Origin of the sequence: Paraburkholderia sp. MM5477-R1, assembly GCF_050436385.1 — a bacterium.
Lineage (GTDB): Bacteria > Pseudomonadota > Gammaproteobacteria > Burkholderiales > Burkholderiaceae > Paraburkholderia > Paraburkholderia tuberum.
Window position 1 is genome coordinate 777,900 of the sequence record NZ_JBNDMC010000007.1, and the last position, 12,587, is coordinate 790,486.

Below are 12,587 nucleotides of genomic sequence, written 5' to 3' on the forward strand. Positions count from 1 at the left end.
CCCGCATGACCGAACCCGAAGCCAGCGACGCCCCCGACACCTTCGAGCCGAAAACAGTGCTCGCCCAACTGCCGCATCTGCCCGGCGTCTACCGCTATTACGACACGAGTGGCGCGGTGCTCTACGTCGGCAAGGCGCGCGATCTGAAGAAGCGCGTATCGAGCTACTTTACGAAGACACAGCTGTCGCCGCGTATCGCGATGATGGTCACGCGCATCGCGCGCATCGAGACCACGGTCACGCGTTCCGAGGCCGAGGCGCTGCTGCTCGAAAACAACCTGATCAAGGCGCTCACGCCGCGTTACAACATCCTGTTTCGCGACGACAAGTCGTATCCCTATCTGAAGCTGACCGGCCACAAGTTTCCGCGCATGGCCTATTACCGCGGCTCGGTCGATCGCAAGAACCAGTACTTCGGCCCGTTCCCGAGCGCGTGGGCGGTGCGCGAGAGCATCCAGATCCTGCAGCGCGTGTTCCAGCTGCGCACCTGCGAAGACTCGGTGTTCAACAACCGCACGCGGCCGTGTCTGCTGCATCAGATCGGCCGTTGCACGGCGCCGTGCGTCGCGAACATCAGCGAGGAGGATTACGCGCGCGACGTCGCCAACGCGTCGCGCTTTCTGCTCGGCCGTCAGGGCGAGGTGATGAAGGAGCTCGAGCAGAAGATGCATGCGTTCGCGAGCGAGCTGAAGTTCGAGCAGGCCGCGGCGGTGCGCAACCAGATGAGTTCGCTGTCGACGGTGCTGCATCAGCAGGCAATCGAAGTCGGCAGCGACAGCGACGTCGACATTCTCGCGGTAGTCGCGCTGGGCGGCCGCGTGTGCGTGAATCTCGCGATGGTGCGCGGCGGACGACATCTCGGCGACAAGGCGTACTTTCCCACGCACGTGGAGAGCGCGTTGACGGCGGAGGAAGGCGGGCTCGAAGAAGACGGCGATCAGGACGATGCATCGGCGGATGCGCGAGCGGTCGCGCCATCGGCCGCGGCGGCGAGCGCCTCGGCCGATGCGCTCGCGATCGCTCAGGACATGCCGTCGGAAGACGAGGACGCCGATGGTAGTGAAGAAGACGCGATCGACGAGGCTGCCGAAGCGACCCCGGACGCCGTCAGCGACGAAGGCGCGGACGAAGGCACCGACGGGAACGCAGAGTCCGGCCGCGCGGCGAAGCGCCGCAAAAGCCGCGCGCCAGGCGGCATCGAATCCGAAGTGCTCGAAGCGTTCATCGCGCAGCATTACCTCGGCAATCGCGTGCCGCCGGTGCTGGTGGTCAGCCACGCGCCGGCGCGCGAACTCGTCGACGTGCTGATCGAGCAGGCGGGCCACAAGGTGACCGTACTGCGTCAACCGCAAGGACAGCGGCGCGCGTGGCTCGCGATGGCCGAGCAGAACGCGCGGCTCGCGCTCGCGCGCCTGCTCTCCGAGCAGGGCTCGCAGCAGGCGCGCACGCGCGCGTTGACCGACACGCTCGGCATGGAGTGCGACGACCTCGCGCATCTGCGCATCGAATGCTTCGACATCAGTCACACGATGGGCGAGGCGACGCAGGCGTCCTGCGTCGTCTATCACCACCACAAGATGCAGTCGTCCGAGTATCGCCGCTACAACATCGCCGGCATCACGCCCGGTGACGATTACGCGGCGATGCGCCAGGTGCTCACGCGCCGCTACGAAAAGATGGTCGCGCAGGCCGCCGCGAATGCGAGCGACGAAGCCGCCGAATCGCAAAGTGACGCGGCCGCCGATCCCGCGCTCGCCGCCGATGCCGCCGAGCCGGCCGCGGCCGGCGGCGTGCTGCCGACCATCGTGCTGATCGACGGCGGCAAGGGGCAGGTGGAGATCGCGCGGCAGGTGTTCACGGAGTTGGGGCTCGATACTGGCATGCTCGTCGGCGTCGCGAAGGGCGAGGGGCGCAAGGTCGGTCTCGAGACGCTGATTTTCGCGGACGGCCGCACGCCGCTCGAACTCGGCAAGGAAAGCGCCGCGCTGATGCTGGTCGCGCAGATCCGCGACGAAGCGCATCGTTTCGCGATCACCGGCATGCGCGCCAAACGCGGCAAGACGCGCCAGACCTCGCGGCTCGAAGAACTCGAAGGCGTAGGGGCGAAGCGGCGTCAGCGCCTGCTGGCGCGCTTTGGCGGCTTGCGCGGCGTGGTGGCCGCGAGCGTCGAGGATCTCGCGAGCGTCGAAGGCATTTCGCAGGCGCTCGCCGAGCAGATCTACCGGCAACTGCATTGAATTGGCGGGCCACGCCGGGCTGTGATCGGAACGACGGTTCATCGGACCCGCGGCGTCGCGCTGCGGATGCGCTGGCTGCGAACGACGCGCCGGGGGCGGCTCGCTTGCCGCCCCCGCGCGGCCATGCCTGGGCGCGCTTGCTTGTGGCAGACCCTGTGACACGGCACAATTGCAACTCACTCGTCAGACGCTGCGCCTGCCCCATGCCGTTTAATTTCCCGATATTCCTGACCTGGCTGCGGATCGTGCTGATTCCGCTCGTCGTCGGTGTGTTCTATTTGCCCGACATGATGATGAGCCTCGCGCACCGCAATCTCGCGGCCGCGACGATCTTCATCCTGGCGGCGCTCACCGACTGGTTCGACGGCTTTCTGGCCCGCAAATGGAATCAGACCTCGGCATTCGGCGCGTTTCTCGATCCGGTCGCCGACAAGCTGATGGTGACCGCGGCGCTGCTCGTGCTCGTCCAACTCACGCGGATCGATTCCGCGATCGCGCTCGTGATCGTCGGACGTGAAATCGCGATCTCGGCGCTACGCGAATGGATGGCGCAGATCGGTGCGTCGAAGAGCGTCGCGGTGAACTCGCTCGGCAAGTTCAAGACCGCTTGCCAGATGGTCGCGATTCCGATGCTGCTGTTCTATGGCCCGCTGCCGCTCGGTGGCGGCGTGACGGTCGACACGCGCGTGTGGGGCCTGTGGCTGATCTATCTGGCTGCGTTCCTGACGATCTGGTCGATGCTGTACTACATGAAGCTCGCGTGGCCGCAGATTCGCGAGCGCGGCGGCATTGCGTGACGGTGTGAATAGAAGAGCACGGGGCGCAAAAGTGTGTTCGAACCCCGCACTACTACGAGAGAAATATTTTCTTTAACACAGACGGGCAAAGGGGTTGACACGTTTCAGTCGATTCTCCATAATTTCGTTTCTCCGATGCACGCAACGCGAAACACCGGAGACGCAGTAAATGCAGCACAACGCGGGAATAGCTCAGTTGGTAGAGCGCAACCTTGCCAAGGTTGAGGTCGCGAGTTCGAGCCTCGTTTCCCGCTCCAATATTCGAAGCATCGCGTTGTTTGGCGAAGTAAAAAAGGCAGCGCGGTGAAGCAGTTCAATGCGGGAGTAGCTCAGTTGGTAGAGCGCAACCTTGCCAAGGTTGAGGTCGCGAGTTCGAGCCTCGTCTCCCGCTCCATACATCAGGGGAAGCAGCGCTTCCCTTTTTGTTTGGAAGGCCGCTCGTTCTGAACTTCCAGAGCTTCGGTTCTTCTGGTTATCACCAGATAAATCTGCGAACCCGTGTCCAGGTTCCAGTCCGCTTGTGGCGCGATAGCAAAGCGGTTATGCAGCGGCCTGCAAAGCCGTTTAGGCCGGTTCGACTCCGGCTCGCGCCTCCAGTCTTTGATGTAAAGCGAAAGCCCCGACTTGTCGGGGCTTTTCTTTTTCTGTTTCTCTCTTCGCCAGCCTTGTCGATCGTCGTCATCAATGTGAGCGGAGCGGTCGATCCGACTGCGTGCCGCAGACGTTCCTCCGAATCGATCAGAAATTGAGCGCGGATTTGATTGACTGCACGGCAGCGGTGTTCAGGAAGCAGTAGTGCTCTTGCGGCGTACCGCCTCCGAGCGGTGCTATTTGCATCGTTGTGCCGCTCCTGATCATGTAACCCGCGTAGATGCCGCCGTTGTTCTGGTAATACACGCGATAGTCGGTCGTGCTACCCCCGAGCACGCTGTTGGCCACCCATGCGCGAACGCCTTGCAACGTGACGAGCAGGGCGTCGGACTACTGCCTGTCGTAGCCGGTGAGATGCAGTCGTAGGTGTACAACTCGTCTCCGACCATTTGCCGCACCACCTTGATGTAGGCAGCGCCTGCTTGCCAGTTTGCCTGCGGGCTATACAGCGATTGCCCGTTGATCGTATTCGTGATCAGGCCCAACGCGCTATTCGTGAAGAGTTCGGACGGCGTCGCCTAGAGGCAACTGCAGGCGCTGTGGCCGACCGATGGCCTGCTCGCGCCGCTTGAAACACTGCGTCCGTGGGCCGCGCTGATCGTCGCGCCGACGCTGCTGCAGCAGGTCGTCGAGGGTGTCGAGCCGCGCATGTTGCGCTCGGCGCTCGCGCAGGCGAAGCCGTATCGCTATCTCGAGTCCGCGCGGGACGTCGCAGTCGCGCTCGAATCGATTCCGCTCGAAGCCATTGCCGCGGCGCTCGACATGCTGATGGCCGACCGCGGCGAACCGCAGCGCACGCTCGAGCGGATGCACGCGGCGTGGCTGGAGGGCGATCTGCACGCGATACAGCAAATCGCCGTCGAAGCGCCGATGTTCAATCTGGCCGGCATCCGTCTGGCGATTCTCGACGTGCGCAATCGCGCGTGGGCCGCGCGGCTGAGCGAGTTGCTGGACGTTCGCGAGCGCACGCTGGTGGTCGTCGGCGCGCTGCATCTATGCGGCCCCGGCAATCTCCTCGACTGTCTCGCGCGACCCGTGCAAGCGGTGTTCTGAACGCGTGCGCGGCTTTCGCGACTGAAGACAGCCGTGTCGACCGCCCGGATGCCAGGCCTGCGCATGCTCGATGACGAGGCGCGCGGCATAATTGCGGATCGTTGCCCGCGCTGTCGCGCATTGACCCTGAAAGCTACCGATGACTGAACCGCAACACACCGCCGCCGCGCGGCTCGCCCAGCTCGAATGGCGCTGGAAGCCGTTCGGGAACCTCACGAGCGTCGAAGTCTATGAGATGCTGGCCGCCCGCAGCGCGGTGTTCGTCGTCGAACAGAACTGCGTGTATGGCGATATCGATGGGCTCGACGTCGAAGCCTGGCATCTGCTTGCGTATGGCACCGGCGGCGGTGCGGCGCTGCCGCCGTTGGCCGGCTATCTGCGCGTGTTGTTGCCCGATGCGGCGGATGCCGATGTGCGCATCGGCCGGGTGTTGACGACCGCGCCGTTTCGCGGCATCGGTCTCGGCAATGCGATGCTCGAACGCTCGCTCGCGCAAATCCGTGCGCAGTGGCCCGATACGCCGATCCGTCTGCACGCGCAGGCGCATCTGCAAGGTTTTTACGGTGCGTTCGGCTTCATGCCGATCTCGGAAATTCACGACGAAGACGGCATCCCGCATGTGTGGATGCGCGCGCTGTGAACGCGAACGGGTCAGCGGGGCACGTTCGTGGTCGTCGACGCCGCATGCGTGAGCCCGCGCGCCGCTTTTGCATGCCGCTCGGCGCGCAGGCGTCCGCGAGACGACAGCCGCATCCAGTGACGCAGCGCGATCAGCGCGCCGACCACGCTCATCATCGAACCCGGAATCCATAGCAGGAGCCCGCCGATCTGCTGATCGCGCATCGGGCTCAGCCACGTGAACGCGCGGCCACAGATCGAGTAGATCGGATACAGCTCGTGCGTCGTAAAAAAGATGAATGCGCCGAGAACGATCTGCGGCGGAATCGCCGCGATCACGACGAGCACGCGTTTGCCCGGAGACAGACGCGCGGGCGGCGCCGGACGCGGATCGAGTACGAGCCACCAGAACAGCAGGCCGTCGATCGCCATGCTCCAGTTCATGACGCGATAGAGCCGCCAGTCGAGCATCGCGACGAAATGGATCGGCGACAGCAGCCAGAAATAGATCAGCCCGACGAATAGCGTGACCGCGACGACCGGGTGCATGACGACGTCGAGCGCCGTGCGCACGAGCGGTGTTTGCAGCGCGGGCCGCACGAAGCGCTGTCGCCAGCGCAACGGAATTCCCGCGCGCAACGCCGCGCCCGGATACGACAGCGCAATGAAGAACGGCCCGAGATGATGCAGCACCAGATGCTGCAAGCGATGCATGAAGAATTCATGCTCGAAGAAATAATCGAGCCGCGTATGCAGCACGACATACAGCGCGACCAGCCCGAACCAGAATGACAGACGCCGCGCGAACGACAGCCGCGCCTTGCGTGCGCCGCGCACGAACAGGATCGCGGGGATCAGCAACGCGATCACGACGGTCGGCGAAAACTCCCAGGGATCGAGCCAGTAGAGCAGGTTCATGGCGATGGCGCGTGCGGTGGCGGCGGCCCGTCGTGCCGCTTACCTGGTCTGGCCCGGCGACTTGACCGCGAACGGCGCGCTCACTGTTTCGCCGTCGGAGAACTTCAGCGTCAGACGCACGGTGTCGCCCGGCGCGACCTTGTGCTTCGCGTCCTCGAGCATCACGTGATAGCCGCCCGGCGCGATCGCGACCTGGCCATGCGCGGGCACCGACAGCTTGTCGACCATCACCATCTTCTGCGTCGAACCGTTCGATACGGTTTGATGCAGCATCGCATCGCCGTAGTCGTCGCTCGATACATCGACGAGGTCGATCGGCTTGTCGCTCGCGTTGACGAGCGTCGCATAGCCGGCCGCGGGCAGGTTGTTCGGCAGCCAGCGCACCCACGCGTCCTTGATGCTGATCGCGTGAGCATCGGCCGCTTGCGCGGCCGACGCGGCGCCGAGTGACAGCGCGAGCGCGCAGGCGAGGGAAGCGATTGGTTTGAGCTTGATCGTCATGATGGAATGGAGTGGGATCAAAGAAGAATCAGGATTGGTCATCGATGATGCGGCGCAGGTCCTGCGCGATCGCATCGGGCGTGTCGTGATCGGTGGCGAGCAGGCGCGCGCGGCCCCGGCTGTCGAACACATAGACGGCGGAGCTGTGCGTGACCTCGTAGTTGCCGTTCGAGTCGCGCTTTTCCATCTGATAAGCGACACGATAGCGCTTGGCCAGCGACTCGATCTGCCAGTCGGTGCCGCTCAGCCCTTCGGCGTGCTGTGCGTCGAACGCGCCGACATAGTCGTGCAAGGCCCGCGGCGTGTCGCGCGCGGGATCGACGGTGATGAACAGAATGCGCACTTTCTGCGCATCGGGACCGAGCTTGCCGAGCACCTGCATCAGACGACCCATCGTTTCGGGACAGACGTCCGGGCAATGCGTGTAGCCGAAGTAGACCAGCGACGTGCGGCCCCTGAACGACGCGGCGTTGACGGGACGGCCGGTGTCGTCGGTCAAGGTGAAGTCCAGATCCGGCAGGTGGCCGGTCACGTTGGTCAACTGCCACGGCTCGGCGCGCTGTGTGCAACCGGTCAGCGCGGCGAGCGCGACCAGCGTGCCCAGCGCAGTTGCCGCCGCAAACCGGCGTGCCAACCCGTGCATCAAGCGGTGCGTGAGTCGCTTGGGTCGTGAGCGGGACAGGTTCGGCCGCGGGCGCTGGGGTGGCAGGATCGGGAACAAAGCAGGGTTCAATGACTCGATTGAAGAGCAGGCAACACGAATCGATGGAGCAGGGGGCCGCACCGTCGCCCGATCATGCCGCGCAAGATTCGCGCGCGGCACGCGATTGAGCGAGAGCGTGCAATGATGTCCATCACGCCGACGGTCCGCGTGGCAGCGACTGTAGCGCAAAATTGGCGCCAGCGTCGCGCGGCGCGCCGGGCGCACGATTTGCGGGTCAATTGACGCAGCTTGCTGAAAGCCGGTTGAAGCCCGATCGTTGCGCTTTTGAACGCAATCGACAGAAGCGGATGGATAGAGCGCCCATCGGGCTTGAGTCCCAGCTTACTTTCTCGAAAAATTGACGGATGCGCGGTAAGATGCGCACACTTTTCCGGCCATAGATGGCTGAAAGGCGAACCCAGGCGATGCAAGCACTTCCGGCTGTTCTGTCTCCGAGCGAGACGGCATTTTTCTTCGACTTCGATGGCACGCTCGTCGAACTCGCCCCCACACCGGACGGCGTGCTGGTGCAGCCGCGCGTGATCGACCTGCTGCGCGAACTGCGCAGTCTGACGAATGGCGCGGTCGCGGTGGTGTCGGGGCGCGGCATCGACAGCATCGACAGTTTTCTCGGCATGCCCGATCTGCCGGTCGCGGGTCTGCACGGCGCCGAGCGGCGCGATGCGAATGGCGACACGCAGCGCATCGGCTTTCACGACGAGCGCCTGTTGCGCATGGAGCAGGTGCTCGCGCAGGTCGTCAACGAACATCCGGGCATGCTGCTCGAGATCAAGGGCGCGGCGCTCGCGCTGCACTACCGCAACGCGCCGGACCGCGAGCCGGTCGCGCGCGAGGCGACCGAGCGGCTCGTCGCCGATTACCCCGCTTCTTACGTGCTGCAGCCCGGCAAGATGGTCTACGAGATCAAGCCGAAGGACGTCGACAAGGGCCGCGCGACGCGCGCGTTCCTCGACGAGCTGCCGTTCACCGGCCGCACGCCGATATTCGCCGGCGACGATCTGACCGACGAGAAGGGCTTCGCGGTCGTCAACGAGCGCGGCGGTCTGTCGATCAAGGTCGGCGCGGGCGAAACGATGGCGCACACGCGCGTCGAATCGGTGTCGTCACTGCTCGACTGGCTCGAAATCATCGTCGCGGCGGCGCGCGGCGCATGACGCCGGCGGCCCCGTTCAACGAAAACAACATACTGCATCGGGAATCGCGCTTCATGAGCCGACTGATCATTGTTTCGAACCGGGTGGCGCCTATTTCGGAGGGCGGTCCGGCGGCAGGCGGTCTGGCGGTCGGCGTGTACGACGCGCTGAAGGAGACCGGCGGCATGTGGTTCGGCTGGAGCGGCGACGTGCTGAGCTCCGGCCAGCCGCAGATCAAGCTCGAGGAGCGCGGTCCGGTGACCTTCGCGACCGTCCCGCTGATGCGCCGCGATTACGACCAGTACTACCGTGGTTTCTCGAACGCGACGCTGTGGCCCGCGTTCCACTATCGATCCGACCTGCTGCATTACGACCGGCACGACTTCGAAGGCTACTGCCGCGTCAACGCGTGGCTCGCGCAGCAACTCGTGCCGCTCCTGCGCGAGGACGACGTGATCTGGGTGCACGACTATCACCTGATTCCGTTCGCTCAGGCGCTGCGCTCGGCAGGCGTGAAGAACCGCATCGGTTTTTTTCTGCACATTCCGTTTCCGGCCGCGCAGGTGCTGCTGACGGTGCCGCCGCATCGCGAGCTCGTCGAGGCGCTGTGTTCGTTCGACCTGCTCGGCTTCCAGACCGGTCCCGATCTGCGCGCGTTCTGCGACTACGTGATCAACGAGGCGGGCGGCTCGATCGACGCGTCGGCGAAAGGACCGCTGAGTGTGCATGCGTTCGGCCGCACGTTGCGCGCCTCTGCGTATCCGATCGGCGTCTATCCGGACGAGATCGCCGAGCTCGCGAAGGCGGGCGAACGCGGCAAGCCGGTGCGCACGATGAAGGCGACGCTGCATTCGCGCAAGCTGATCATGAGTGTCGACCGGCTCGATTATTCGAAGGGGCTGGTCGAGCGATTCCGCGCGTTCGAGCGCCTGCTCGAGCATACGGCCGCGCAGCGCAACAAGGTGTCGTTCCTGCAGATCGCCCCGCCGACGCGCGCCGACCTGCACGCGTATCAAGACATCCGGCTACAGCTCGAAGGCGAGTCGGGACGGATCAACGGACGTTTCGCCGAGCTGGACTGGACGCCGATCCTATACATCCACAAGCAGTACGAGCGCTCGGTGCTGGCGGCGCTGTTCCGTACCGCGCACGTCGGCTATGTGACGCCGTTGCGCGACGGCATGAACCTCGTTGCGAAGGAATACGTGTCGGCGCAGGATCCGGAGCATCCCGGCGTGCTGGTGCTGTCGCGCTTCGCGGGCGCGGCGCAGGAGCTCGACGGCGCGCTGATCGTCAATCCGGTCGATATCGACGGCATGGCCGAAGCGCTCGCGCGGGCGCTCGACATGCCGCTCGCCGAGCGCCAGGGGCGCTATCGCGACATGATGGCGCAACTGCGCGAGAACAACGTGTCGGTGTGGCGCGATAACTTCATGCGCGATCTGCAGAGCGTCGAGGGCGCGAAGCGCGCCAGAAGCGGGAAAGCGCACGCGGCCACGGGTGCGGCGGGCGCCGCGCGCAAGAGGGCGGCGCGCGAGAGCGTGACCGGCTAAGCCAAGCCGGGCCGCGAGCCAGACAGCAAAAAGCCGCTCCAGGGAGCGGCTTTTTTCAAGCGATGCGCAGCGCGTGGACCAGGCGTGCGTCAGGCTACGTGCTGTTCGTCGACCTTCTTGCCGCCGATATGCAGCGTCTGGCCCTTGCCATACTGCTTCGAGAGCAGGTCGCGATAGAGGCCCGGACGCTGGCGCAGTTCTTCCGGCGTGCCGTCGTCGATGACCTTGCCGGTGCTCATCACGATGATCCGGTCGAAGTTGTTCAGCGTCGACAGACGGTGCGCGATCGCGATCACGGTGCGGCCGACCATCAGGCGGTCGAGCGCCTTCTGGATCGCTTCCTCGGACGCGCTGTCGAGCGCGGACGTGGCTTCGTCGAGCAGCAGGATCGGCGCGTTTTTCAGAATCGCGCGCGCGATTGCGATGCGCTGGCGCTGACCGCCCGACAGCTTCACGCCGCGGTCGCCCACGATCGTGTCGTAGCCTTCCGGCATCGCTTCGATAAAGTCCACGCAACGCGCCTCGCGCGCGGCGGCGAGCACTTCCTCGCGGCTCGCGTCCGGGCGGCCGTACGCGATGTTCTCGTACACCGTGCGATGGAACAGCGAGATGTCCTGGGGCACCAGCGCGATCGCGTGGCGCAGGCTGTCCTGGGTAATCGACGCGATGTCCTGGCCGTCGATCTTGATCGCGCCACCCTGGGTCTCGTAGAAGCGCTGCAACAGCGCGAGCACGGTCGATTTGCCGGCGCCCGACTTGCCGATCAGCCCGACGCGCTGACCCGGTTCGATATCGAGGTCGAAGTGATCGAGAATCGGCCGGCGGCGCGGATAGGCGAACGTGACGCCGTCGAACGTGACGCGGCCGCCCTGCGGCACGAGTTCGGTCGCGTCGTCGCGATCGGGCATGCCGTGCGGTTCGAGCAGCGTGCGGACGGCCTCTGCGAGTCGCGCGACGTGCTGCGTGACGTCGACGAGCGCGACGGCGAGGTCGCGCGTGCCGTGCAGGATCGTGAAGCCGAGCGAGCTGACGAGCACGATGTCGCCCGAGGTCGCGCGGCCCTGGTCCCACAGCCATAGCGCCCAGCCTAGCAGGCCGGCCGACAGCAGCGCGGTGACCACGGCGTGCAGCAGACGCAGCTTTTCCAGGTACAGCAGGCTTTGCTGGCGCGCGTCCATTTCCGACTTGACCGTCGAAGCAAAGCGGTGCTGTTCGCGGAACGTCATGCCGAACGCGCGCACGAGCCCCATATTGCTGATCACGTCGACAAGCTCGCCGTCGACCGATGCCGCCTTGGTCGCGAAATTATGGTGACGCGCGGAACCGCGGCCCGCGAGCTTGTACAGCACGACCGACAGGATCGCCGAGCACAGCATCAGGCCGGCGGCCATCAGCGGGTTCACCGCGATGATCATCACGATCGCGCCGAGCACCGCGATGCACGGCGGCAGCACGTTCCACGCGGTGGTGTTTTCGGCGGTGTAGACGGCGTTCGAGGTCGCGGTGATCCGGCTTGCCAGCATGCCGGGCTGCTTTTCGGCGTAGTAGGTCGGCGAGTGGCCGCTCAGGTACTGAAACAGGTCGCGCCGCAAATCGCCCGTCACGGCGACGAACGTGTGCGCGGCGAACCAGCCGCCGATCCGCCACAACAGGTTGTCGGCAGCGATCAGGCCGACGAGGATCGCGAACGCGCCCCACAGCGGTCCCGGATGATGCCTGCCGCCGCCGAGCACGTCGATCAGATGTTTGATCGCGTACTGCGAAGCGAGTGCACAGCCCACGGCCGCAAACACGCTGCACAACACGATCGCATGCGCGAGCGGATGGCGGCGGATAAAGCGGAAGAGAAACGCAAGTGGCCGGTGCGCATAGCTCGCGAGCTTGGCGTTCTGGGCGTTACGCTGGGCGATGGTCAAGTGTTCCAATTGAGCTGAGATCGATGTGTTGCGGGTTGTGCATGCAATGCGCGGACCACACGGACAAGCATGGCTCTGCGTGAAGCCGATGCTTCGCATTGTAAACATGCAAAGGCGATTGCGCCCTGTGTATCCGGGCTTTGACGCGATTGATTTCGCGATGGACCTCCGCGATCTGCGTCGTCCCGACACACCAGCCGACGGGCCATTCAGGCAGATTGCGGAAAATTTCGAGATATGATTACAGATTGCATTCGACCGCGCTGCGGCAATTTTGCAATTCCTACCGGCAACGCTGATGGGCGAGAGCTAACAGACACGGTACCGCCGCGCCTCCCGAAACCTCGTGCATACTGTAGAACTGTCTTTGAAAACAAGGGTTTGCAAAGTGTTTCGCGTTTGTAACAACGTAAAGACTTTGAAATGCTGTGGTGCTGCAATAATCCAGGCATCGATAATGCGTGCTCGTTAGCCCGGCAATTTTTC

At 64.6% G+C, this 12,587-nt stretch carries 10 protein-coding genes, 3 tRNA genes and 1 pseudogene; 9 read left to right on the top strand and 5 right to left on the bottom strand.

From position 1 onward, the window contains the following. Window positions 1-5 precede the first annotated feature (5 nt). The 5 genes from uvrC to OKW35_RS32530 all read left to right on the top strand — a co-directional run bounded on the left by uvrC (window position 6) and on the right by OKW35_RS32530 (window position 3,630). Window positions 6-2,237 (top strand): excinuclease ABC subunit UvrC, encoded by a 2,232-nt coding sequence (uvrC, locus tag OKW35_RS32510; protein WP_429554216.1) that lies wholly within the window; start codon window positions 6-8, stop codon window positions 2,235-2,237. Window positions 2,238-2,440: 203 nt separating this feature from the next. After that, a complete protein-coding gene (gene pgsA, locus OKW35_RS32515; protein ID WP_184061423.1) occupies window positions 2,441-3,034 on the top strand; it encodes a CDP-diacylglycerol--glycerol-3-phosphate 3-phosphatidyltransferase in 594 nt (197 codons plus the stop codon). Window positions 3,035-3,215: 181 nt separating this feature from the next. Next, window positions 3,216-3,291, top strand: a tRNA-Gly gene (locus OKW35_RS32520). Window positions 3,292-3,352: 61 nt separating this feature from the next. Beyond that, window positions 3,353-3,428, top strand: a tRNA-Gly gene (locus tag OKW35_RS32525). Between the two features lie 128 nt (window positions 3,429-3,556). Further along, window positions 3,557-3,630 (top strand) — tRNA-Cys (locus OKW35_RS32530). Between the two features lie 142 nt (window positions 3,631-3,772). Here the strand turns inward: OKW35_RS32530 and OKW35_RS32535 are convergent. Continuing rightward, complete coding sequence (locus tag OKW35_RS32535; RefSeq protein WP_429355904.1) at window positions 3,773-3,973, bottom strand: hypothetical protein; 201 nt, start codon at window positions 3,971-3,973, stop codon at window positions 3,773-3,775. Between the two features lie 237 nt (window positions 3,974-4,210). Here OKW35_RS32535 and OKW35_RS32540 point away from each other — a divergent pair. Together OKW35_RS32540 and OKW35_RS32545 are read left to right on the top strand one after the other, a co-directional pair. Beyond that, window positions 4,211-4,738 (top strand): annotated as a pseudogene (locus OKW35_RS32540) (TraB/GumN family protein); the annotation flags it as partial. Between the two features lie 139 nt (window positions 4,739-4,877). After that, a complete protein-coding gene (locus OKW35_RS32545; RefSeq protein WP_429489683.1) occupies window positions 4,878-5,378 on the top strand; it encodes a GNAT family N-acetyltransferase in 501 nt (166 codons plus the stop codon). Window positions 5,379-5,389: 11 nt separating this feature from the next. On the opposite strand, the gene OKW35_RS32550 is transcribed toward OKW35_RS32545, so the two are convergent. From OKW35_RS32550 to OKW35_RS32560, 3 genes are read right to left on the bottom strand one after another with little or no spacing between them, the layout of a single operon-like run. Beyond that, window positions 5,390-6,274 (bottom strand): cytochrome c oxidase assembly protein, encoded by an 885-nt coding sequence (locus OKW35_RS32550; protein WP_187610821.1) that lies wholly within the window; start codon window positions 6,272-6,274, stop codon window positions 5,390-5,392. Between the two features lie 39 nt (window positions 6,275-6,313). Further along, window positions 6,314-6,775, bottom strand: a complete 462-nt coding sequence (locus OKW35_RS32555; RefSeq protein WP_184061427.1) for a copper chaperone PCu(A)C — start codon at window positions 6,773-6,775, stop codon at window positions 6,314-6,316. Window positions 6,776-6,803: 28 nt separating this feature from the next. Continuing rightward, window positions 6,804-7,418, bottom strand: coding sequence for an SCO family protein (locus tag OKW35_RS32560; RefSeq protein ID WP_429404940.1), 615 nt, complete (start codon window positions 7,416-7,418; stop codon window positions 6,804-6,806). A gap of 485 nt (window positions 7,419-7,903) precedes the next feature. Here OKW35_RS32560 and otsB point away from each other — a divergent pair, with 485 nt between their 5' ends. Both otsB and otsA read left to right on the top strand, forming a co-directional pair. Beyond that, entirely contained in the window at window positions 7,904-8,653 is a 750-nt protein-coding gene (gene otsB, locus OKW35_RS32565) for a trehalose-phosphatase (RefSeq protein WP_429554217.1), read from the top strand. 53 nt (window positions 8,654-8,706) lie between these two features. Beyond that, window positions 8,707-10,185, top strand: a complete 1,479-nt coding sequence (gene otsA / locus OKW35_RS32570) for an alpha,alpha-trehalose-phosphate synthase (UDP-forming) (RefSeq protein WP_429554218.1) — start codon at window positions 8,707-8,709, stop codon at window positions 10,183-10,185. A gap of 89 nt (window positions 10,186-10,274) precedes the next feature. Here otsA and OKW35_RS32575 read toward each other — a convergent pair whose 3' ends face one another. Further along, on the bottom strand, window positions 10,275-12,110 hold the full coding sequence (locus OKW35_RS32575; protein ID WP_429554219.1) for an ABC transporter ATP-binding protein: 1,836 nt from the start codon (window positions 12,108-12,110) through the stop codon (window positions 10,275-10,277). Window positions 12,111-12,587: the final 477 nt, after the last annotated feature.